The following is a 22,478-nucleotide window of genomic DNA, read 5'->3' as shown; positions in this document are numbered from 1 at the left end:
GGCTAGTAGTAGTCGTAAGACAGTCTTACCCCGATGGTACGCGGACGATTGGTCACCACTTTAGGGGTGAATTGCTGGGTATCGATGTTCAATACCGCGTTTTCATCCAACACATTATCGATATAAAGCTCGGCTTTCCAAACATCGTTGGTAACCCCGACGGCCAGATTCGCAATAAAGTACGAGTCCTGCACATAGCGGCCACCACGGAAGGTTTCGCCGTCTGCATTGCCATAGGTCACGCCTTCATACACTGCCGCTTCATCTTCAATCGTCAGCCCTGAACCGGTGCCATAAATCAATTGCGTGGCATCTTCCATCACATAGGCATCCATCACCATGCCGGCCAGACGATCGCCGGTGTAGCTTACCGAGCCATTAACGTAGCCGCGACGCCCTTCCTGCATTTCAAAGAAGTAGCGGGCATTGATATTACCAGAAAAATTTGCCGAATAAGGCAGTTCAGAGCCTACGCCTGCCGAAATACCGGCCAGTTCTGAATTGATCCGGGTCAGCTCAGTGTCGAGCAGGCTGAAGGCAGCATTGATCACCAAATCATCGGTGGCCAGCCAGGTAATATTGGCGTCCATTCCTTTAATTTCCGCATCGCCCACATTGTCGGTAAAGACCAGAAAGGAGATATTGGTGGGATCAAAACGCGAGGTTTGCAGGTCGGTGATCTCAGAGTAATACGCCGTGGCATTTACCCGTAAAATTCCATCCAGAAAGTCGCCTTTCATACCCACTTCATAGTTGTCCAGCGTATCGGTGGTGGAATAAACCGGGATCCGGAAGTTTTCAAACTTGCCTGACTGGTTTGACGCCAGACCGCCACCAACCCGATTGGTGACCGGCGGACGGAAACCTTCAGAGTAATTGGCAAAAAACAGCACATCATCGCTCAGTTTGTAATCCAGCGAGAATTTAAAGATGGTGTCATCCACCGACAGTACCCCATCTGACTCCAGATCATCGATAATCAACTGACCGCTGTCGATAGCGGCATTTACCGCCACCGGGTCCAGCCCAACGGCCGCCAGCTCGCTGTCATCCAGGGTTCCAAAAGCCCGAATACGACGGGACACATCCACCGTCGAAGTAGAGCCTTTGTATTCATCATCAATTTGATACCAGCGCGCGCCAATACTGGCCGTCAGGTCTTTGGTAAGCTCGTATTCAAGCTGACCAAAAACCGCCACCTGCTCGATAGTGTGGGTAATATCATTGATAAAGCTGACATCGGCCGGAAACGGCCCGCCATCACTGTTAATGCTTTCTGTACCTACCAGGGTACGGGCCATAGCCGGAAATTTTTCGGTGCTGGCAATGTTAAACTGACCCACCGTCGCTACTTCCTGGTCATCGTAAAATAAGCCGGCGGTCACCCGCCACGGTGTATCCATGGTGGTATTAAAGCGTAATTCATGGGTGGTGCGGGTGGTGGTGGTATCTTCACGATAATACTTGGTCGGATCCAAACAACGTTCATCCTCGGCCGCCACGCTACCGCCATAATTACACACATAATAGGCCGAAAATAAGCCGCCATTGGTATAACCGGTGTAATCGGCCAGGGTGTCAATTTCCCGATCCAGATAGCCGCCGGTATACACCAGGTCCAGTTTTTCCAGCCGTCCTTCCAGGGTCCAGGTTGTCAGGCCAAACTCATCGGTATTTTCTTCAGGCTGAAAGCGGTTGGTAGAGCTTTCGCCTTCCAGATTTGGATCGTAGGCAAACACGCCTTCGGTTTCCAGGGTTTGCTGGGTATGCTGAACCAGCAGATCCCAGTCAGCATTAAACAGATAGGAAAGACCAAAACGCGCGCCGGCATAGCTGGCGTCATTAAAGTTGTCTTCAACCAATGCATCATTGCGTGGTGAGACCACAGCCGCATCCACTGGGCTGCTGATATCAGGATTGGTGATGCGGTTAGCATCCATTGCCACCGGGTCCGCCAGTACACCACCGGATATACGACTGATAACCTGGGCGCTGCTGATGTAACCGCCTTCGCCCGGCTCATTAAGAACATTATCAATCCAGCCACCCTGCTGGTCGTTGTAGGCTGCTACGCGCACCGCCAAATCGTCGGTCACCGGCATATTGAAATAGGCTTCCACGGCATTACTCATATCCCCACCTTTGGTGAACGAGATGTTGGTATCGGCGCCTGCGGTAAAGGCATCATGCTGGGGCTTTTTGGTGATTAAACGCACCGTTCCGGCTTGCGAACTGGCCCCGAACAAGGTGCCCTGCGGCCCCGGAAGTACTTCAACCCGCTGTACATCGGTGGCGTAAACATCCAGGTTTCGTCCGGCCATAGAAACCGGTTGCTCATCAACATAAAATGCCACGGATGGCTGCAGTGCCTGCACTGATGACAACATGATATTGGACTGGGTGGTGGCGGCGCCCCGAATATAAATTTCATTTTGTCCAGGGCCGGTGCCCTGAAAGGTCACATTGGGCAGAAACTCGACATAATCCTGAAAGTTATCGATGCCCATATTTTCCAGTGCTTCGCCATTTAACGCGGTGACGGCTACGGGGACATCCTGAATAGATTCGGCGCGCTTGGTCGCGGTAACCTCAATAGTTTCAATTTTGGCGCCCGGGCTATTGTTATCATTTTGCTGGGCCTGGATGGATACTGATGCCAGTGCGGCCAGAACGGCGCAGCTTAGCTGAGACTTTTTCATAACGGTGTGTTTCCCTTGTTTTAAAAGAACAATCGACAAAAATTACAACAGAATCGTTAGCACAGTGATGGTTTTTTAGGCTGGAGAAGCACGATTAGCTTCATCTCTTATTATTTTTTTAAAGAATCAACCTGAATTTCACTGATTTTCGTATTGTTTTCCTTTAACTCTACACAAAAACAACCTTGAACTCTAATAATTACGTCAAAAGTTTAAATTTGTCTGCGCTTCGCGTATATTCCGCCGCACCTATTGCCTGTGCGCAGTAAGTCGTTTTACTTTTAAGCAACAGAAGGACTTTCACGTGAGCAGTGATGAACCCGAACAAGGTCAATTGAACAAGAAGGTATTTATATCTTCGTCCATATTGATAGCTGCACTTATGGCCTTTGCCGCCTCCGGCCCCGATTTCGCCGGCCAGATTTTTCAGGGGGCGCAGGACACCATAGTCACCAATGGCAGCTGGTTTTATGTTGCCACCGTCGCCATCATTCTGATTTTTGTGGTGTATCTTGGCGTCTCTCGTTTTGGTGAGATGCGCTTAGGCCCGGATCATTCAAAACCCGAGTTTTCGATGCCAACCTGGATCTCGATGCTGTTTGCCGCGGGCATGGGCATTGGTCTGATGTTTTTTGGTGTCGCTGAACCTATTATGCACTTTCAAACCCCGCCCACCGCTGAGCCAGGCACGGTAGATGCGGTTCGTGAAGCCATGAAAACCACGTTTTTCCACTGGGGGGTTCACGCCTGGGCTATTTACGCGATTGTGGCACTGATTCTGGGCTACTTTGCATTTCGTCATAATTTACCGCTGACCATGCGCTCTGCCCTGTATCCGCTAATTGGCGATAAGATTTATGGCTGGACCGGTCATATTGTCGATATCTTTGCTGTTACCTCGACAATCTTTGGTGTGTCCACCTCGCTGGGTCTGGGGGCTGCACAGATTAACTCCGGCTTAAGCTATGTATTTGATATACCGAACACCAGCCTGATTCAAATTGCCATTATGGCGTTTGTAGTACTGCTGGCCATTGTGTCGGTAGCCACCGGTCTTGAAAAAGGCATCCGCCGGTTATCCGAAACCAACATGGTGTTAGCGATTTTGCTGCTGCTGTTTATTTTTGTGGTAGGCCCTACGGTGTTTATCCTACAAGCCTATATGCAAAATACCGGCGCGTATTTGTCGGATATTGTGCGTAATACGCTCAATTTATTTGCCTACGATAAAACCGACTGGATTGGCGGCTGGACTATCTTCTACTGGGGCTGGTGGCTAGCCTGGGCACCGTTTGTTGGTTTATTTATTGCCCGGGTTTCTTATGGCCGTACCATTCGCGAATTTATCTTCGGTGTATTGCTGATTCCTACCGCCTTTACCTTATTGTGGATGACGGTGTTTGGTAATACCGCCATTGATCTGGTGTTAAACCAGGGGGTGACCCAGCTGGCCAGTATGGTTCAGGACGACTCATCGGTGGCCCTCTTCGTGTTCTTGGAAAACTTCCCGTTCTCGGATGTGTTAACGATGCTGGCCGTAGTCATGGTTATGATTTTCTTTGTGACCTCCTGTGACTCCGGCGCCATGGTTGTAGACATGCTTTGTTCTCACGGCAGCAACAATACGCCTTTATGGCAACGTGTGTACTGGGCAGTTCTAGTCGGCGTGGTAGCGTCTATCCTGCTGTATGCCGGGGGTCTTAGCGCCCTGCAAACCATGACCATCGTCTCGGCACTGCCTTTTGCCGTGATTCTGCTGATTGCCATGTATGGCTTACTCAAAGCCCTACGTATAGATGGCAATAAACGCGAAAGCCTGCTGTTGACGGCAATGCAACCTCAGCCGACCGAAGCCGACAAAAACTGGCGTGACCGGCTGGAAAATATCACCAACTTTCCGAATGAGCGTACCGTACATCGGTTTATGCAAAAAACCGCTGAACCGGCACTGCGCGAAGTGGGTACTGAGTTTGAGGAGCAAGGCTTTAATGTGGTGCTTGAAAGCAAGCCCGAGTCACTGCGACTGACCGTCGGCATGGGCGATGAGATGAACTTTGTCTATGCGGTCTATGTCACTATGGAAGAACAGCCAGAATTTGTGCCCAATGATGATGGCACCGCGACGGCCAGTGATTCCGACCAGACCTATTGCCGCGCCGAGGTTCATTTAAGCGAAGGTGGTCAGAATTACGATATCGTAGGCTGGTCCAAGCTTGCCATCATCAACGATGTCATAGATCATTACCACAAACACCAGCACTTTCTTCACCTGATGAAGTAAGTTGCCGTAGGAGAACACAGGACACGATGCATGCGTAAAGAAGAGGAATTATTGGTCGCACTTCGCCGCGTTATTCGCGCGGTGGATTTGCGCAGTAAGCAGCTAAGTAAGGACGTGGGCCTCACCGGCCCGCAACTTATGGTTATGCAAAATATTGAAGCCAATCCTGGCGTGATGGTTCGTCAGATTGCGGAAAGTATCAATTTGAGCCCTGCTACGATCACCAATATTCTGGATCGGCTGGAAACACGGGGCCTGGCCCAGCGTATACGCAGCACTAAAGATAAGCGCAAGGTAAGTGTGCATCTGACTGATAAAGGGAATGTGGCGCTTGAAAGCGCGCCACGTCCTTTACAGGAGCACTTTATTGAACGCTTTAATCATTTGAAAGAATGGGAGCAAAGCCAGATGGTCGCTACGATGCAGCGCATTGCGACCATGATGGATGCTGAAAAAATTGATGCCTCGCCCTTTTTGGAAGTGGGCAGCATTTCAGATCGGAATCCCTAGTCCTGTGAAGAAGTTTTGGCCTGACTGGGTCGCCCGCCGGTGATCTTGTCAGCCCGACCTTCTTGTTTTGCCCGTTCGGCGCGCTTTTTACGCACTTCTTTTGGATCGGCAATCAATGGCCGGTAAATCTCTACCCTATCTCCATCTCTGACCGTTTCGGTTAACTTAACGACCTTACTCCAGATACCGACTTTCGCCGTGCTCAAATCAATCTCGGGATACTGCTCGGTAATTTTGGACGCTTCAATCACTTCCTGCACCGTAGAGCCTTCTGCAATGGCGACTTCGATTATTGACTGTTTGCCGGGCAAGGCAAAAGCCACCTCGGTATTGAGCAGGCGCATCTTCAGTACACCTGTTTAGCGCGTTCGGTAAAGGCTTTAACCATACTGGCCGCCAATGCATTAAAGATTTTCCCAAAGGCCATTTCGGTGAGCTTGCTGGTAAATTCAAACTGTAAATTCAGTTCAATTTTACAGGCTTCATCAGACAACGGCGAGAAGGTCCAGCCACCCGACAATTGTTTGAATGGCCCATCAATTAGCTGCATATCAATGTGCCGAGCCGGGTGCAGAATATTTTGGGTCGTAAACCACTGCTTTACTCCGGCTTTTGCCACCAACAGCGACGCTTGCATTGAATCAGGCCCCTGTTCCACAATTTTGCTGTCTTTACAGCCGGGTAAAAATTCAGGATAGGATTCTACGTCGTTGACCAAATTGTACATAGCTTGAGCACTGTGATTAACCAGCGCACTTCTTTGAATCGTCGGCATTAAAATTCACTAACTACATTAAACACTGGCTAACATTCTACCATGAGTTATTGTGCTAAACCTACACTTTGAAAAATGCTGATTTGTGCCCCATATATGGCTGACAAGCGTAACAACAGCATTGGCTAACGCCTTAAATTAAAGACATTAAATGCGCAATCGGTATAATGGCGGTTATGAAACGAAATAAAGCAAACAAAAACACCAGCGGCACCATCGCGCTGAACAAAAAAGCTCGTCACGATTATCACCTTGAAGACAAGTTTGAGGCGGGTATGTCGTTGCAGGGATGGGAAATCAAAAGTATTCGCGAAGGTAAGGTAAACCTGACCGACAACTATATTATTTTTCAAAATGGCGAAGCCTATTTGGTAGGCTGCCGGATCACGCCGTTACAGCAGGCCTCAACCCACGTGGTGTGTGCCCCGGAACGTGCCCGTAAGCTATTGCTGAAAAAGCGCGAGCTCGAACGGCTGATGGGGGCACGGGACCGCCAGGGTTATTCCATTGTGGCCAGCGCCATGTACTGGAAAAAATGCTGGGTGAAGCTGGAAATTTATCTGGCTAAAGGTAAGCACGATCATGATAAGCGCGATGCCGTAAAAGATCGCGACTGGCAACGCCAGAAAGAACGGGTGATGAAGCACAGCGTTTAATTACAGATGAAGCCGGTAGCGACGCCAGCAGCTTTACATCATTCAAGCAGAAGCGACCGGTTTATCCAGTCGCCATCTGCTGTCAGGCCCCGGGCATTACTGGTTGATAAACTGGTGATAGCGCCGGGTCATTTTTTTGCGATGACGTAAATCCTGCAGCAAACTCCACAGCTGTGAGGGGGCCGGCTGGGTCGACAGATCATTGCCAAGCCGACGTAACTGCCGGCGAATCATTGCCATGGTCACCAGTGAGGCCAGGGTTTTGTCCTGCCAGGTGCAGCGCGGTGGCATCTCAGCCTGGGGGCTTCCCTGTTGCCATTTTAATGCCAGATTCGGCGTTATGGCCAGGGCGCTGGCCAGCCCCACTAACTGGCAGCCTTGCTCCAGCACCCGCCTGGCACTGGCTTCGCGATTAATACCACCGGTAGTCATGACCGGCATCTGGGCAATGGCGGCTATCTGGCTGGCAAACTCGACGAAATAGGCATGCTGATTCAGCGCCTGACCATCGCCGGTGCGTCCCTGCATGGCCGGCGCTTCATAATTGCCGCCTGAGACTTCCAGTACATCCACCCCTAACTTATTCAGGTGCGATACAATTTCTTTGGTGTCTTCCAGCGTCAGGCCACCCCGCTGAAAATCCGCGGCATTTAATTTGACCATCACGGCGAAGTCGCTGCCACAGCAGGCGCGAATCTGGCAGACAATATTTAGCAATAGTCTGGCGCGGTTTAACAGCGAACCGCCCCACTGGTCATCACGTTGATTAGTGAGTGGTGATAAAAACTGTGAAAGTAAATAGCCGTGAGCCGCATGCACTTGCACGCCGTCAAAACCGGCTTGTTGTGCCTTAACCGCAGTATCGACAAAACGCTGGCACACCGCATAAATATCTTCGCACGTCATGGCGTATGTATCAGCAAACTGTTTACTGAAACGCCCCATCGACAGCGACACTGCCGACGGCGCCATTGCGGTTTTATTCACCGCTTTAAATACCTGACGGCCCGGATGGTTAATTTGCATAATCGCTAGCGCGCCACCTGAGCGGATCACCTTAGCCCAGCGTTCAAAACTGTCAATGGGGGTGTCTTTTTCCAGCACCACCCCGCCCGGCCCGGTCATCGCATGCCGGTCGACCATCACATTACCGGTGATTATCATGCCCAGGCCACCATGCGCCCAGTAACGGTACAGGGAGAGCAAATTGCGATCAGGTAACTGGTTGTCGCCCGCCATGTTTTCTTCCATCGCAGCTTTCACTATACGATTTTTTAAACTTTTGCCGCACGGCAGCGTAATAGAGGTGTACAACGGTGACTGTGAACTCATTAACTTCATGAAGGTCTAAAAAAAGGCTGGCGCAGTGTATCGTTAATCGCACAAAATTGCATCTGTCGGTAAATATTCTGCGTGCGGGGTATTGATAAACCCACCGACAACCCAATATTTGTATTGTGGCAAGGCCTACTGTTTACGATGTAAGCAAAAAGCCAGTAAAAACGTAAACTTGCAGCACTATTGGTTGTGTATAGTCATAGCAAAAGGTAGAATGCAGTTTCGATTCAGCAAATCATAGCGACTTGCTGAGCCAAAAGACTTCCGGGGCTGATTAGGATTCGACAGGATCTAGGACGCTGGAGGTGCATGCAGAGGTGCGGATTGCCTCTTAAAAAATCCGCTTTAAATAGTCGCAAACGACGAAAACTACGCACTAGCCGCTTAATAACCGGTATAGGCCCTTCCACCACAGCTTAGTTTGCTAGCGTGGATTCGGAAGGTCATATAAGCAAACTAGCGAGGGAAACTTTCCTGAGGTTGAACCGCGAAACAGTATCAGGACAGCTACCAGGAACCCTGTTTGTCGGGGTCCAAAGTAGTTAAACAAAAGACAAACTAAGCATGTAGTACCAATAGTAGACATTTTCTGGACGCGGGTTCAAATCCCGCCAGCTCCACCACTTTAAAACCGCTACAGCCCCACTACAACGCGGGCTGTAGCGGAATCCCCCACTAACAACCCACTAGCAATCAACAACAAAGTACACTTTCCCTGCACGCACTGTATTTAAAGGGTTTCAGGCTAATTTGAAGTTTTCGGCTTTTGCTTAAATTTTGGTGGAAATACACCATTACTACACGATGATTTGCTCTCCTTTCCGTATGTCCTAACGGTGCCACTTTTACTTTCTGTGCAGTTTTTGTGTAAAAAGTTTATCTCCATCGCATCAGCCTGATCTGACCGATTAAGGGCTTTGATAAAACTGTAAGATCACGAATTCTATTTATGCTGTTCAACTAAATTAATTACGCTTAAAGCAAGCCTTTCTTCAAACCCTCTTTTTATTGTATAGTATTGAAATGTAGTAAGTATTTTATAGAAGGATCTAATGGCAAATAACGACTTGGCACTTATTGAAGCACTAGTTACTGGACAAATGTCAGAACTAGAGTACGTAGGAAATGATAGTGATTTTTTTGAAGTCTTCTCTGTTGAGAATATCTTAAAGGATAAAGATCTAAGTTTCGAAGAAATTGAACTAGGTATACTTGATGGGCCAGATGATGGTGGAATCGACAGTGCTTACATATTTATAGATGGAGAGCTGATTAATGAAGAACCTGATAACTTTGATTTTCTGAAGCGTCACTCGGTAATTGAGGTTCATTATTTTCAAACTAAATATTCAGCCTCTTTTAAAGAAAGGGCAATTGAATCGATTCAAAGAACCTTGAACGATATGCTCAACCTAAATGTGGACTTAGATACCTTTGATGGAGAATACAATCCACAATTACTAGCCCACTTTGAATTAATCCGAAAAATTATCAAAGCGAGTGTAACAAAGTTTCCTAAATTGAATATAAAGTGCTATTACGCTACAAAAGGAAACAAATCTACTATTCACAATAAATGCATAATAAAGGGCGAACGAGTTGTAGAAGATATACAAGCAACTCTCTCAGGAAGCGAAGCATCTTTTACGTTCTGGGGTGCAAAAGAACTACTTGAAGAAGCAAGAAAGCAACCCAAAAGCACTTTCAGTTTGGTAACAAAAGAAGGCTTTTCACCTGATAAAGGGTTATATATTGCGCTAGTTGAATTGAAGAATTTATATAGCTTTATCTGCAATGAGGAAAAACAGCTTAATAAATCTATATTCGAATCCAACGTGAGGGACTATCAAGGGAATGTCAACGTAAATAAAGATATCCAAAATACCTTAGAAGAACCTAAAAACGAAGACTTTTGGTGGTTGAATAACGGAGTAACTATTCTTGGCACAAAAATTTTCACTTCAGGCAAAGAATTAGCGATTGAAAACCCTGAAATTGTAAATGGCTTACAAACGTCTACTGAGATATTTAACTTCTTTAATGGAAGTCAAAATAGCGAAAAACCTTGTAGAGAGCGACATGTTTTAGTTCGTGTAATTTGTCCTGAAACTGAAGAAAGCAGAGACCGCATTATAAAGGCAACTAACAGCCAAACTAAGATTCCGCAGGTATCGTTAAGAGGTACTGACAAGATACATCGAGATATTGAAGATTATTTTGTGACTAAGGGGCTATATTATGATCGAAGGAAGAATTACTATAAAAACTCTGGCAAGCCCATTGCCAAAATTATATCTATTTCCCTTTTAGGGCAGGCCTTGATGTCGATATTGTTGCATAAGCCAAATGTCGCGCGAGCAAGGCCTTCTACGCTGTTGAGCAACGATGAAGAGTACAATAAATTATTTTCCGATAAAATCGCTCTTGAAGTTTATTACAAATGCGTTGCTGTACTCCAAAAGGTTGATAGTAATTTGAAGGCAAATAACACCATTGACACGGGTGTTAGAAGTGACCTCAAATACTACGTTGCCTTTGGTGTTAGCTATGTAGTGCTAAAAGGAATGCCGACTGTTAATAGCATTGAGACCCTGAATCTAGATTTAATAGATGAAGATGTTATTAATAAAGTGTTAAGAATTGTCCAGCGAGATTACGGCAGCTTGGGTGCAACCAACAAAGTCGCAAAGGGAAATGAGTTGATCACTATGGTTGTGAACTCTATCAATACGCTCATTTGAAGATAACCTAACTCAAATTCAATCGGCGGCGCAACTTAAAGACGCTTAGTTGTCAGGTCAAGTCTAAGCTAGCACAAGTAAGCTAATACAACTTAACATAATCTAATGCCGTCTAAAAATAGCTACCGATTGTACATTTCAAATCATGAGACTGTAAAAGATTTTGTGTAAATGGCTGATTGCACTGTTAAATCCGATCCTGGTACATAATCTCGAACTGCGCCATGGCCGGTTTCCAGTTGCGTATGGGCATCGTCCACTTTTTCGAAGCCTGATGCAAGGCTAGGTACAACACCTTCATGACGGCTTCGTAGTTCGGGAACGACCGGCGGGTCTTGGTGATTTTTCGCAGGGACGCGTTCAGCGACTCAATCGCATTGGTGGTGTAAATGGCCTTGCGTATCTCGGTCGGATAATCGAAGAATACGCATAAACGTTCCCAGTTCGCCCGCCAGGAGCGGCTGATGGTCGGGTGTTCGCAATCCCATTTTTCTGCAAAAAGCTCGAGGGCCTGCTCGGCTTCAGCACGAGTGGCCGCACCATAAATCAGTTTTAAATCCGCCGCGATAATCTTACGCTGCTTCCAGTTCACGTAGCGCAGCGAGTGGCGAATTTGATGCACGATACACAGCTGCACCTGTGTTGTCGGGTATACCGCTTCAATGGCTTCCGGGAAGCCTTTGAGGCCATCACAGCAGGCGATGAAGATATCCTCCACACCACGGTTTTTAAGCTCGTTCATCACCGACAACCAGAACTTGGCTCCCTCAGTTTGGGCCATCCACAGACCTAATAACTCTTTTTCACCGTCGGTATTAATGCCAAGCGCCAGATACACGGATTTATTTTGTACCACGCCAGAGTCACGACTACGAACCACTAAACAGTCGAGATATGGTAAGGCCTGACTTTGCTAGACACTCTCTATGTCCTTAAAGTACTGCTTATCATATTCTGTTGGTGACGTACGTCCGTTAGCAGTATGACGACGTTTCGGATTGTAGAACATTTCGATGTAATGAAACATCGCTTGTCGCCCATCATCTCTGGTCTTGTACTTGATACGCCTGATTTTTTCCTTCTTCAGATTGCTAAAGAAGCTCTCCGCTACCGCATTGACGCTCCTATGTCAAGCTATCACGTTAGTATGGATAGATCGGATACCATTATCGGGTAAAGCTCTCTAGCAATGTAGCGTTTGAGACATCGTTGGATCTCTTTAATTGATTTACCCTCAGCTGTTCGCTTAGCCGCATAAACCCTCGTCCTTGGGTCACTTCGCATCCTAATGAGGGCTACTGTCCATAGCGCATTATTAGCATCCCTTGAGCCGCCTCGGTTAAGACGATGACGTTGAGTTTTACCTGATGATGCTTCTAGCGGATTTACACCACACAGCGCCGCAAATGAAGACTCTTTATGAAGCCGGGTCGGATTATCACCGGCTGTGACCATGAGAGTTGCAGCGACGTATGGGCCAACACCAAATTGTTCAAGTAAGTGGCAGGCTGTTGATTTTGTCAGCTCTGTCAGACGTTTTCCTATTAGTCTGAGTTCTTCAGTTAGCCTAAGCCAACGATCGGCTAGTAGATTGAGCATTGCCGCTAAAGTTCTTAACCGCACATCACTGTCGTTGCTCTGAATTTGTTTACAAGCAGCTATACATAGACGGGTCGATGGGACATAACATGCTACCCTAACTTGCTCAGGGGCTGTGACTAGAAGCGCTCTGATTTGATTGATGGCCTGAGTACGGGCTTTAACAGCGCTTTTCCGGGCGACAACAAGATACCTCAAGGCTTCGACAATTCCATCATGTGACTTAGGGATGGCTGTTGACTCATTCGCCAGGACTGAGCGCGCTGCATTCTCAGCGTCAGTGGGATCTGATTTTCCTCTGAGTCGACGTTTCGCCCTGTTTGGCCGATTGACTTCAAAGACTTTCAAACCCTTTTCCTCTAGGAACTTGCAAAGACCAGCACCGTAAGTGCCGGTTCCCTCCAGTCCAGCCTGTCTAATATTTCCAAATGATTTTGCCCAGTTGAAAAGCTTCTCATATCCAATATAACAGACCGGAAACTCCTGCGTATCGACAACCTTACCAATATTATCAATTAGAACAGCAACATGGCTAGTAAGGTGAGTATCAACTCCGAGGGTGAGTTGATTATTTAAATGATCACGGTTCATCAGTTTTTCCTCAGTAAACCAGCCACCGGACTGGACACTGAAGATGCAAAACAATGCTCCTATTAGGTCACGGATACTGGAATGATCCCAACTTTAACTGACGAGCAATAATCGACAGGTCAACACAAAGACACAAGGTCAATCCCAGCACGGGTCAGATTATTACTGTCAGCACTGGTAAGTATAATCTCTGTATCCCAACAGTTTCCTCGTCGACTCATACTGGGTTTAACATTCAACGTATTGAGTAACTTTCTGAAGCTGCGACTACTGTACTGAGAGCCTTGGTCAGAATGCAAGTAAACCGTATCAGACGGTTTTCGCCGCCAGTAGGCAGCGGTTAGCGCGTCCATCACCAGCTCTTCTGTCATCCTGTCACCCATCGACCAACCAACGATATTCCGGGCGTACAAGTCCATTACAACAGCCAAAAACAAAAAACCTTCGTGGGTATGGACATAGGTAATGTCACTGACCCACCACTGATTTGGGGCCGCGACGGTAAAATCGCGATTTAGTGTGTTGGCAGCTACAACGTCTGGCTTCCCACCGTAGCGTCCCTTGGGCGCATTGTATCCGCGCTGGGCTTTAATACTGGCTTGTTGCATCAGTCGTAAAACACGGTCACGCCCACACGGGATATTCGCTTCCAGTAAATCCAGGTGAAGATTGCGGTAACCATGATGGCCGCCGCTTTCCAGCCAGAACTGCTTTATGGCACCGAGCAAGCGCTTGTCATCTTTATCACGCTGACACTCAGGGCGCTGCAACCACTCATAATAACCACTGGGATGTAGTTCAAGTGCCTGGCACAACAATCTCACCGGGTAATCGGTACTACGAGATTTTACGAACGGGTACCGTTCTTTGACTCGCCGGCAAAGAACACCGCGGCTTCCTTTAATATGTCTCGTTCTTGCTGGGCGCGCTTCAGCTCACGTTTCAGTCTGGCAACTTCTGCACGTAAGTCTTCATCTTCTTTACGCTGCCTGGTCGGCTTTGAGAAGGACTTCATCCAGCCGTAAAGGCTCTTGGTACTGATATCGAGCCGCGCTGCTACGTCAGCGACATTGTAGCCATGAACCACCACTTGGTTCACTGCTTCCTGCTTAAATTCGTCTGAATAACGAATGCCTTTACCCATGATTTACCTCTTATGGTTTGAGTTACATTTTTACCATAAAAAGTGTCGGAAAATCTCAGGCCTTACCAATAAACCACCGGGTAAAGCTTTTCCAGCGGCCGACGCTGCCAGGCCTTAACCTCGTCCATCACCGCGTTCGTTACCTGCGATATGAAGGTGGCAGAGACCTCAACACCGTAAGCTTCTTCAAGGTAAGCCTGAATATCCCGCGTGGTCATGCCGCGCGCGTAAAGGGCAACAATGCGCTCATCAAATCCGTTTAGCTGACGTTCGCCTTTGCGTACTAACTTGGGGTCAAAACTGCCGTTGCGATCGCGTGGAATATCGAGTTCAACATCACCATTGGTGCTGCGAACACTCTTCTTCGTTTTACCGTTGCGAGAGTTGCCGCTGTTGTTACCAGCCGCATCGTTGGGCGCGTAGCCCAGATGGGCTTCCATTTCGGCTTCTAACGCTCGTTCAGCAACCTTCTTGGTAAGCTGCTTGAGGAGGCCAGCTTCGCCTAAAATGTCTTCTGGTGAATCACAGTCGTCAAGCAGTTGGTCGATGAGTTTGTCTGATATTGGCATTCTGATATCCTTCTAAGGAGATGATAAGAATGCCATTTACACAGATATTTTTACACTCTCCCTTTTTTATGGCCTTTTTTTGCTTCAAGTTATTTTGAGAATCGTGTTGATAAACAAAACAACTTTAACGCACATACCTCTATGTACGTCGAGCCAGCTGGAGGATTGCACTGTCGAGGTTTACTGTGCTATCAGTAGTGTTCCCACCCGAGTTCATGAGACTCAAGCAGATTGAGTTTATGAAAGATTGCGGCTCAGCTATTACTACATAGTCTCCGATTACGAAAATTTTTCAGCATAATTTACATGACAATGGAAATTTCGATTGAAGTAAACTGAATATAGTTACTGATTAATGTGAGCGCGACGCATTAGTCTGGTAACAGATTTGACGGTACGCCATTAACTTCCCCTTCATACAACAGGAGACTAAATATGACTTAGACCCATCTGGTAGATTGGCGTTGGCTCTTGCCTTAAATTAATGGGCTAGACGATGCGAAGGCGTCTTACAACCTCGGCATATAGATAAAGTGATTGCTTTATCCTCTAAGGCGTACCGTCCTTTTTAATATGTAGTTTGCTTCTATCGAGTCACTTCGAGGTATTCCCGCGCCCTCTTAAATAATCGAACGTCTGTTAAGTCAGCATCTCTTTTTTTACACTGAAACTGATGTCTTGCTTTACAGGAGGCAGCCATTGCGCAAGTTAACGTAAAAATATCCCTTTCATCTAGCAGAATTCTCATGAGCAGAACTTAGTTAATCATAGGACTAACTGAGGAATTTATTATGAGACCTAACTACGAAAGCGTTTTCGACGCTTGTATTAAACTCTCTGGAAAATGGATATCACTTGCTAATTCAGTAAGCTATGTCGCAATTATTAATACACTTTGGAACATACTGTTTCTATTGCTAGATTATCCCGACTTCATTGCTTTTGAGGCACTATCATATAGGTTATTTTTGATTTCGTTTGGATGCGTAGGTATAGGGATTATTTTTTCGGTAGTAGCGTATTTTTGTATGCGAACATTGGAGAGTAGATAGTATTGAGCACCCCGCGAGGGGTGCTTTTTTAAGCTGATTTTAGAACTCACTTAGAATAGCGTTTAGCGTTGCCGTAATCTTGTCATTTTTCAGTGAAGTGGTCAGGCTAGCATTATCTGATGAATCGATTTGAGGTGTCGAGACGCCATTTTGAGTTAAATACTGATTAAATAAATCGGTAATTTTGACTTTATCCTCGTTAAGCAAATAAGGGTAACACTTATCATCTATAGATGTGCATCCTAGTTTTAATGCTGTAGAGTGGTTGTAGGCTAGACTAGTAAGCAAATCAAAAACTTTGTTTTCAAGTAACTTTTTTCTTTGAGTGATATACGCTTCATTTACTTCTGATTCATTTAGACTTTTTAAATTTGCACTGAGATTTCGAACCACTTCCAGTTCTGCAAGGTACTTTTCGACGGTAGCTTTGTTATAAATTTTCTGATATCCAGATACTAAAGCTGCCTCAAGATCTGCTGCGGAACTAAGAGAGTTCAATCCAATAGGGATGATGGCGGTTACCGCTTTCGCTGGATTAGGATTAATATCTTTTACGAACCGTCTCAATTGAAACTGAAATTTCTCCAAATTGTCTTCTGAAATATAGTCTTGGCATATTGGTTTCTTTGTTGTCTTACAATCGGTGATTAGTTTCGCCAACTCCGTTTCATAAATTTGTGATAAGTTAAATGCTTCAGATTCAAATCTCCCGTATACATCTCTAGGAAAAGCTCTAACCATTTCCTCTAAATTATTGAAAGATTTTTGCAATGCATTCTCTATGGCCCTACTCGTAAACTGGGACTCAAGCTCTGAGATAGCTTGAATCGCTTTAATAGCGCCTTCATCAGATGCTTGATTTAAATCTTGTAAGAGCATTTCAAATGTCTGAATGTTATCAAGTGTTTTTTCAACAAAACCTGACTTAATCTGAAAGGTAAGATACGTATTTTTCCTGTAATCTTTGTACATCTCACCAGTATTTAGATCTAAAGTACATGGACTGTAATCGTGTGCCCTCTTTTCTCCATTTGCTGCCTCTTTGATTGTTAGTTCATCCTCTTTAGGGGAGCAACCTTCGACTAGACGTCCAGTTAGATTGTCAAACATTAGTTTATCAACGACCTCCGTTTCGAGAGGCCCTTTTTCAGTGGCTTTTCGGATAAATGCATAATTTCCTTCTGCTACGATAGGGCTTTTATAATTATCTGAACTTGAATTAGGAACTAATGTCATTGAATAACGAAATAACACATCATCACTTGAGTTAGACAAAATTGCCGAACCAACAGAGTCTAAAACAGTTAAAACTTCGCTAGCTGGCGGATACAATTTTTGACCAGCAGATGAAAGAGATTTCAACATTGCTTTTTGTTGGTCAGATGGATCATCTAACTCAATGATTGTTATCTGAATAACTAAAGGGCCACCTTCGTACTTTATTGGCCCGTAAACTGGAAGATAAGAAAAGTTGAGGTATTGAAGTGCTTTAACACCGTTAGAGTAGAAAATGACACGCCCATTTTTGTCACTAGATGGCCCAAAGGACATAGAGCACCCAGCTTTACCTTGCTCACAAACGTTAGCAATTATTACGATCTCTGCGTTAGATCCTCTATTTCCAAAAAACTCTGAAGTATTTTTCCATTCGAACGCAGCTCCGTTAAATGCTTGCATTAGGTGGACTGAAATAGTGTCGCCAGTTTCTATTTGTGGCGCATCTGTGTATTTCCTGAATAGAGTTTCGTAACACTCTCGGGTTACCCCTGCGCGAACTAATTCAGACTGGTTGTAAAGTTCCTTATTACAAGTAGCTAAATTTCTCGCATCTAGTCCACTGTTCGCAATAGTTCTTACGTAATCGACTTCACCTTCTTCTATTATCTGACATCCTGATAGTAGTGTGAAAAAAATTAAAACTGAAGCTATTAACTTAATCATCCCTGCCTCCTTCCCTGAGAGTTTTGTGTAATATCTTTACGAAAACAAAATCTGGTTATTTTTTATACTACCAAATTAAATTAAAGTAAAGTTTGATAGAAACTAGAAAAGGGCTGCAACGCAGCCCTTAAAGTAAGTCGATCTGATCACTCCATTCATCAATGGCTTCCACCGAAAAATAACGTTTTTTCGATACGCCGAAAACGTTTTCAAACTCGAAATCATCCACTTCATTGGAGTTGATGAACTCGGAAATTTGTAGCTCAAAGAACAGAAACAACAAACATCGTTCTGAAGGAGTAAAGTATTTCTTTCTCAGTTCATCAGGAAGCTGCTGTACTAGCCCATCTGATAATACAAAGCCGTTAGTATTAAACTTCTCATCTTTGTGTTCATAGATATAGTCGAGTGTCTCTGGATTAAAATGCCAGCAAACTCGAAACTTATCAGGCCATTCCGTTCTCGTAGCGCGTTTGAATTGATGAATAAATGTGATTTGCAGATCACGTTTTGGTGTCTTTTTAGTCATAGTTAAGTCCAATTAGTAAACCTCATAACTAACTAGGTTTACGTATGGAGAATTATGGTAATGTAGCTACTAGAACAGATAAGGGGCTTAAACATGGATTGGAAATTCTTCGCAGTGTTCTTTGGATTGTATTTGGCATATGAATTATGCAGAGTGCTTTACGAATGTTGGAGAGATAAAATGACTTTTAGGCAATGGTGGAACGCGCCGTTGAAAAAAGAGAAGCCAACCAATTTTGAAGCATAAGGCCTAAGCCTAGCAGAAATCAAAAAACACAAATACTGCACAGACTTCCCTACAGGCCAATAAAATAGCGACTAAGACGCGGGTTCAAATCCCGCCAGCTCCACCACACAAAACAACCCTGTGCCGAAAGGCATGGGGTTTTTTTATGTGATGAATTTATGGTTTGAAGCCGCATGCGGGTTCACAAATTGTCAGAAACAATTTGTATCGCCGTCAGGTGCCCGTAGGGGCAGCGCCAGGGAGGGCGCTAAAACAATCCCGTCCTACGATATTTATGATTCAAAGAAATGCACTTTTCTTTCTGAACTGCCAAACATAGTCGAGAACAGTTACATATCATCCGTAACCATAGTGGGATTTTGGACTGACTGCCGATGGTAAACAGTGACTGTCCTATGTGCGCTGATAAGCCAATTTAAAGTAGTAGCGGAGATAGCTTACAAAGCTATCTCCGCATGGGGAGACTAATCGTCATTCGTTTTATAGATATGCACATCTCGTTGCGGATAAGGAATGCTAATTCCTTCTTCATCAAAAGCTTTTTTTACCTTTTCCTGCATATCCCAGTAGTAAGGCCACAAATCATCAGTGGCCACCCAGGGGCGAAACATCAGATCGACTGAGTTGTCGCCTAACCCACCCACACAGATCCTAGGTGCAGGGTCGGACAATGAGCGCTCATCCTCTTCAAACAGACGCTGCAACACCTCCTTTGCTTTGTCGATATCGTCATCATAGCCTATACCAAACGTCATGTCGCAGCGGCGCTTATCGTATACGCTGACGTTAGTCAACGTGGCATTAGACAGACTACCGTTGGGGATGACAATACGCTTATTGTCGAAGGTGTTAACTACGGTATAAAGAATTTGTATCTCTTCCACGGAACCCAAGTGACCTTCTGCTTCAATGGTGTCACCTACTTTGAATGGTTTGAAAATCAGTATTAGCACACCGCCAGCAAAATTTGCCAGGCTGCCTTGCAACGCCAAACCGATGGCCAAACCAGCTGCACCAACTACGGCGATAAATGAGGTTGTTTCAATACCGATCATAGAGGCGACAGAAATAAACAACATTAATTTTAAAACGACACTAATAAGCCCGCATAGAAACTTATTTAAAGTGGGGTCCTTTCTTCCAAGCCGGTGGTCTAATAAACTCACAAAGCGATTCACCAACCACAGACCCACCACCAAAGTAAGAATAGCCAATAACAATTTGGGGGTATAAGTCATCACCAGTGATATGGCTTTTTCGGTCAATTCCGATAAATCGATATTAGTTCCGAAGAAATTTTCCATAAGTACCTCTTTCATTGATTAATCTTATTGGTTACGTTGAAGAAAAATGTTAGATCGTATTGATTCTACCGGAGTGGAAGTGGACCATTTACCCCACCAAATAACGCTTGTTACAGTATGCAGCTGCTGGCTTTTGTGCTTCTGATTGACGACAAACTGAGACTCAATTGAAAAGGTCCGCTATACGGACACCACAGTCTCTCGAATTTTATATCACTCAGCTATAGAACATATAAAGTCAACTAGATATCAATCCAGTAAAGTGGTGCCTGGCCTTCTCCGTAATTCAGCCACACCACAATAGTGAACAGGACAGTCACTTGTCATCCGCAAGTAAAGTTCGATTCTAACTAACTTGCGAGGTAAAAAGTAGCTGTCCAATGTATGCTTGGTTAGGACTCACTTGGTAAAGAACTTATTCAGAACCTCGCCAGATGAAACATCTAACTCGACTTCGAAGCCAGAAAAATTACCCAACTTAAGTGGCGTCTCCCCGAGAAATTGACGTAGACATCTTTGCCGGCATTACCAATATCCTCCGCTCGCCAAACGAGCTCACCACCTTGACCGTAGGCAAACACGTTACGTGCAGGTGTGCCCTGCGGAAACGCCATATAGTCATAAATAACAACGATTTTGCCGTCGATTAACCGAGCTTCCAGCACTGGATGGTAAGCATAAAGCTCGCCGCCCGGATAAATAACTTAGTTTTTTTGTCCCTGTTAATGCACTTGTTAGGTATTCGACAGCTCTAAACTATCCGCAAGAACTTTTTCAAGCAAATGCTTATGATAACTTGCAAGTATTTGCTGTCGTTCCTCGTTAGTTTTTTGTTGTACACCATGAGCTATAAAAGCGGGCAAAATTTCCCAGCCCATGAAGCCAAATATATCTTGATACAACCCATCAATTTTAGTTTGATAATAAGCTAATTCTTCTTTTGAATTAGCGCCGCCCGTTGTGATTGAATACATAACTTTTTTAGGCTTTAGTTTTGCATCTTTGCCATAAGCAAAGCCTGAAGATAAAACCCTATCTACCCAGCCTTTCAGCATGCTCGGAAACGACCACCACCATAAAGGGAACTGAAAAATTAATAAATCAGATGAAAGCAATTTGTTTTGTTCATCAGCGATAGTTTTAATAAATGTATTATTAGCTAATGCAAACCGTTGGGCTCTGGCTAATTGAAAATATTCATCGCTTGGGAATGACGTTGTATCGTCTTTGCCAGCAACAGGATTAAAGTTTTGCTCGTATAAATCTGAAACGTTTACTTTGAATTTTTCTTTTCTGAATGTATCTAGAGCGACCTTATGTAACGCTAAATTAAAAGAGTGCTGCTCTGGATGAGCTACAACAAGATGAACTTCCAATGTACTTCCTTAGAATACCTAACGCTTCAATAACGGGCGCAGGCACGTAGGGCATAATGGCGAAGCCGCCCTACGTGTATGCGTCCCAGCGAACGAAGTGAGTGCGTTAATTGACTTGTTAAGCACCTAATCCTCTCCGTTAGTCTCACACTGGATTATCTCCGCTTGAAGTTTTTCAACTAATTCATCTTCAATGTCATGACCATGATTATTTAGAAGTGATTTGTAAAAAGAAAAAACATCATCATCACAGAAAATCCAGTTTATCTGGCTATTTGAAAGACCAACCTGCGCAAGTTCGTTAGACTGTGACTTGTTGAATTCAGCATACTTTTGAAGTTTAGCTATTGCAGAGTGAGTTGAGGCAAAATTACTGCTATTAACCAGCTCATTTATAGCAAGCTCTTTTTCAAGTTCAGCAGCCAACTTGATATCAGGATAGTGCTCTTTAAAAAATTGGGAAAGTCTTCTGTAGAATCTAACATCTGACTTGTTGTTAGAAGTCCATTCATCTATTAGAAAGTCTTTGAGAGCATTTTCATCCAATACCGAATAATAGTCCTTATCATCAGCAACTAGATGTAAGTCTTCGCCCATAGGAATGTGAAGCAATAGGCTTTCCCAATTTATAGCATCACCTAGAGAACCATCCTTACCGGGAGGGTTCCCAACTTCCATTCTGAGCTTTGCCTTCAAAATCAGTTCAGCATCAGGGTTTATCAGTGATGCTTTTTCAAATAACTCAGATATTTTCTCATCAGCTTTTAAGCTTCTCTCGGCTATATCATCAGTAACTTTTTTTATAAGAGAGGATAATTTCTTTTCATACTGCTTTTGGTGCTCTCTAATCTCTTCGTACTCAGGATAATCCTTACAAATTTGAGGGAATTGAGGTTTCTTTTGCTGTTCCTTTAGCTTTTTTAAAGCGTCAGCTATTTTATTTTCTCTGTTACGTTGAAATTCATCCTTTACTTGGTTCGGAAGCCACAGTTTTATGTCCCCTTTACCAAGTAATACAGCTAACTTATGTATTTCCTCTAAGTCATCATTTGAAAGGTGGTAAAAAGAAAGAAATACGTTGGTGTCAATAAATAGATTCAAATGATACTCCTACCTGTCCATGGTGC

At 44.9% G+C, this 22,478-nt stretch carries 16 protein-coding genes, 1 other RNA gene and 3 pseudogenes; 5 read left to right on the top strand and 15 right to left on the bottom strand.

Translation table 11 applies throughout. From position 1 onward, the window contains the following. Positions 1–2: 2 nt before the first annotated feature. Complete coding sequence (locus IT774_RS06815; RefSeq protein ID WP_195811903.1) at positions 3–2,699, bottom strand: TonB-dependent receptor; 2,697 nt, start codon at positions 2,697–2,699, stop codon at positions 3–5. A gap of 304 nt (positions 2,700–3,003) precedes the next feature. Here IT774_RS06815 and IT774_RS06810 point away from each other — a divergent pair, with 304 nt between their 5' ends. Both IT774_RS06810 and IT774_RS06805 read left to right on the top strand, forming a co-directional pair. Next, a complete protein-coding gene (locus IT774_RS06810) occupies positions 3,004–4,980 on the top strand; it encodes a BCCT family transporter (RefSeq protein ID WP_195811902.1) in 1,977 nt (658 codons plus the stop codon). 30 nt (positions 4,981–5,010) lie between these two features. After that, entirely contained in the window at positions 5,011–5,490 is a 480-nt protein-coding gene (locus IT774_RS06805; RefSeq protein ID WP_195811901.1) for a MarR family winged helix-turn-helix transcriptional regulator, read from the top strand. On the opposite strand, the gene IT774_RS06800 is transcribed toward IT774_RS06805, so the two are convergent. After that, positions 5,487–5,840 carry an RnfH family protein gene (locus IT774_RS06800; protein WP_195812229.1) on the bottom strand — a complete coding sequence of 118 codons (354 nt, stop codon included), beginning with the start codon at positions 5,838–5,840 and terminating at the stop codon, positions 5,487–5,489. The genes IT774_RS06805 and IT774_RS06800 overlap by 4 nt on opposite strands. Beyond that, complete coding sequence (locus IT774_RS06795; RefSeq protein ID WP_195811900.1) at positions 5,837–6,265, bottom strand: type II toxin-antitoxin system RatA family toxin; 429 nt, start codon at positions 6,263–6,265, stop codon at positions 5,837–5,839. Before IT774_RS06795 ends, IT774_RS06800 begins: the two co-directional genes overlap by 4 nt. 176 nt (positions 6,266–6,441) lie before the next feature. Between IT774_RS06795 and smpB the strand changes: the two genes are divergently transcribed. Next, positions 6,442–6,921 carry an SsrA-binding protein SmpB gene (gene smpB / locus IT774_RS06790; RefSeq protein ID WP_195811899.1) on the top strand — a complete coding sequence of 160 codons (480 nt, stop codon included), beginning with the start codon at positions 6,442–6,444 and terminating at the stop codon, positions 6,919–6,921. Positions 6,922–7,017: 96 nt separating this feature from the next. Here smpB and IT774_RS06785 read toward each other — a convergent pair whose 3' ends face one another. Continuing rightward, on the bottom strand, positions 7,018–8,253 hold the full coding sequence (locus tag IT774_RS06785; protein ID WP_195811898.1) for an oxidoreductase: 1,236 nt from the start codon (positions 8,251–8,253) through the stop codon (positions 7,018–7,020). A gap of 272 nt (positions 8,254–8,525) precedes the next feature. Here IT774_RS06785 and ssrA point away from each other — a divergent pair. Both ssrA and IT774_RS06775 read left to right on the top strand, forming a co-directional pair. Further along, positions 8,526–8,882: a transfer-messenger RNA gene (ssrA, locus tag IT774_RS06780) on the top strand. A gap of 429 nt (positions 8,883–9,311) precedes the next feature. After that, positions 9,312–11,000, top strand: a complete 1,689-nt coding sequence (locus IT774_RS06775; RefSeq protein ID WP_195811897.1) for an AIPR family protein — start codon at positions 9,312–9,314, stop codon at positions 10,998–11,000. A 187-nt stretch (positions 11,001–11,187) separates the two neighbouring features. Here IT774_RS06775 and IT774_RS06770 read toward each other — a convergent pair. From IT774_RS06770 to IT774_RS06725, 11 genes and pseudogenes are all read right to left on the bottom strand, one after another. Next, a pseudogene (locus IT774_RS06770) lies at positions 11,188–11,895 on the bottom strand (IS256 family transposase); the annotation flags it as partial. 18 nt (positions 11,896–11,913) lie between these two features. Beyond that, positions 11,914–12,117, bottom strand: a pseudogene (locus IT774_RS06765) (IS3 family transposase); the annotation flags it as partial. A 20-nt stretch (positions 12,118–12,137) separates the two neighbouring features. Next, positions 12,138–13,190, bottom strand: coding sequence for an IS110 family RNA-guided transposase (locus tag IT774_RS06760; protein ID WP_195809695.1), 1,053 nt, complete (start codon positions 13,188–13,190; stop codon positions 12,138–12,140). A 119-nt stretch (positions 13,191–13,309) separates the two neighbouring features. After that, positions 13,310–14,095 carry an IS3 family transposase gene (locus IT774_RS06755; protein WP_218958968.1) on the bottom strand — a complete coding sequence of 262 codons (786 nt, stop codon included), beginning with the start codon at positions 14,093–14,095 and terminating at the stop codon, positions 13,310–13,312. Beyond that, entirely contained in the window at positions 14,038–14,334 is a 297-nt protein-coding gene (locus tag IT774_RS17020; RefSeq protein WP_218958953.1) for a transposase, read from the bottom strand. Before IT774_RS17020 ends, IT774_RS06755 begins: the two co-directional genes overlap by 58 nt. Positions 14,335–14,402: 68 nt before the next feature. Further along, a pseudogene (locus IT774_RS06750) lies at positions 14,403–14,903 on the bottom strand (transposase); the annotation flags it as partial. A 1,091-nt stretch (positions 14,904–15,994) separates the two neighbouring features. Continuing rightward, a complete protein-coding gene (locus IT774_RS06745; RefSeq protein ID WP_195811896.1) occupies positions 15,995–17,896 on the bottom strand; it encodes a hypothetical protein in 1,902 nt (633 codons plus the stop codon). A gap of 127 nt (positions 17,897–18,023) precedes the next feature. Beyond that, positions 18,024–18,425, bottom strand: a complete 402-nt coding sequence (locus IT774_RS06740) for a hypothetical protein (RefSeq protein WP_195811895.1) — start codon at positions 18,423–18,425, stop codon at positions 18,024–18,026. 710 nt (positions 18,426–19,135) lie between these two features. Continuing rightward, positions 19,136–19,975 carry a mechanosensitive ion channel family protein gene (locus IT774_RS06735; protein WP_195812227.1) on the bottom strand — a complete coding sequence of 280 codons (840 nt, stop codon included), beginning with the start codon at positions 19,973–19,975 and terminating at the stop codon, positions 19,136–19,138. A 734-nt stretch (positions 19,976–20,709) separates the two neighbouring features. Next, positions 20,710–21,351 carry an NAD(P)H-dependent oxidoreductase gene (locus IT774_RS06730; RefSeq protein WP_195811894.1) on the bottom strand — a complete coding sequence of 214 codons (642 nt, stop codon included), beginning with the start codon at positions 21,349–21,351 and terminating at the stop codon, positions 20,710–20,712. Between the two features lie 126 nt (positions 21,352–21,477). Further along, positions 21,478–22,452, bottom strand: a complete 975-nt coding sequence (locus IT774_RS06725) for a PIN domain-containing protein (protein ID WP_195811893.1) — start codon at positions 22,450–22,452, stop codon at positions 21,478–21,480. Positions 22,453–22,478 lie beyond the last annotated feature (26 nt).

The sequence above is a fragment of the Salinimonas marina genome (assembly GCF_015644725.1).
In the GTDB taxonomy this organism is placed as follows: domain Bacteria; phylum Pseudomonadota; class Gammaproteobacteria; order Enterobacterales; family Alteromonadaceae; genus Alteromonas.
This window is presented reverse-complemented; position numbering and strand designations above follow the sequence as displayed.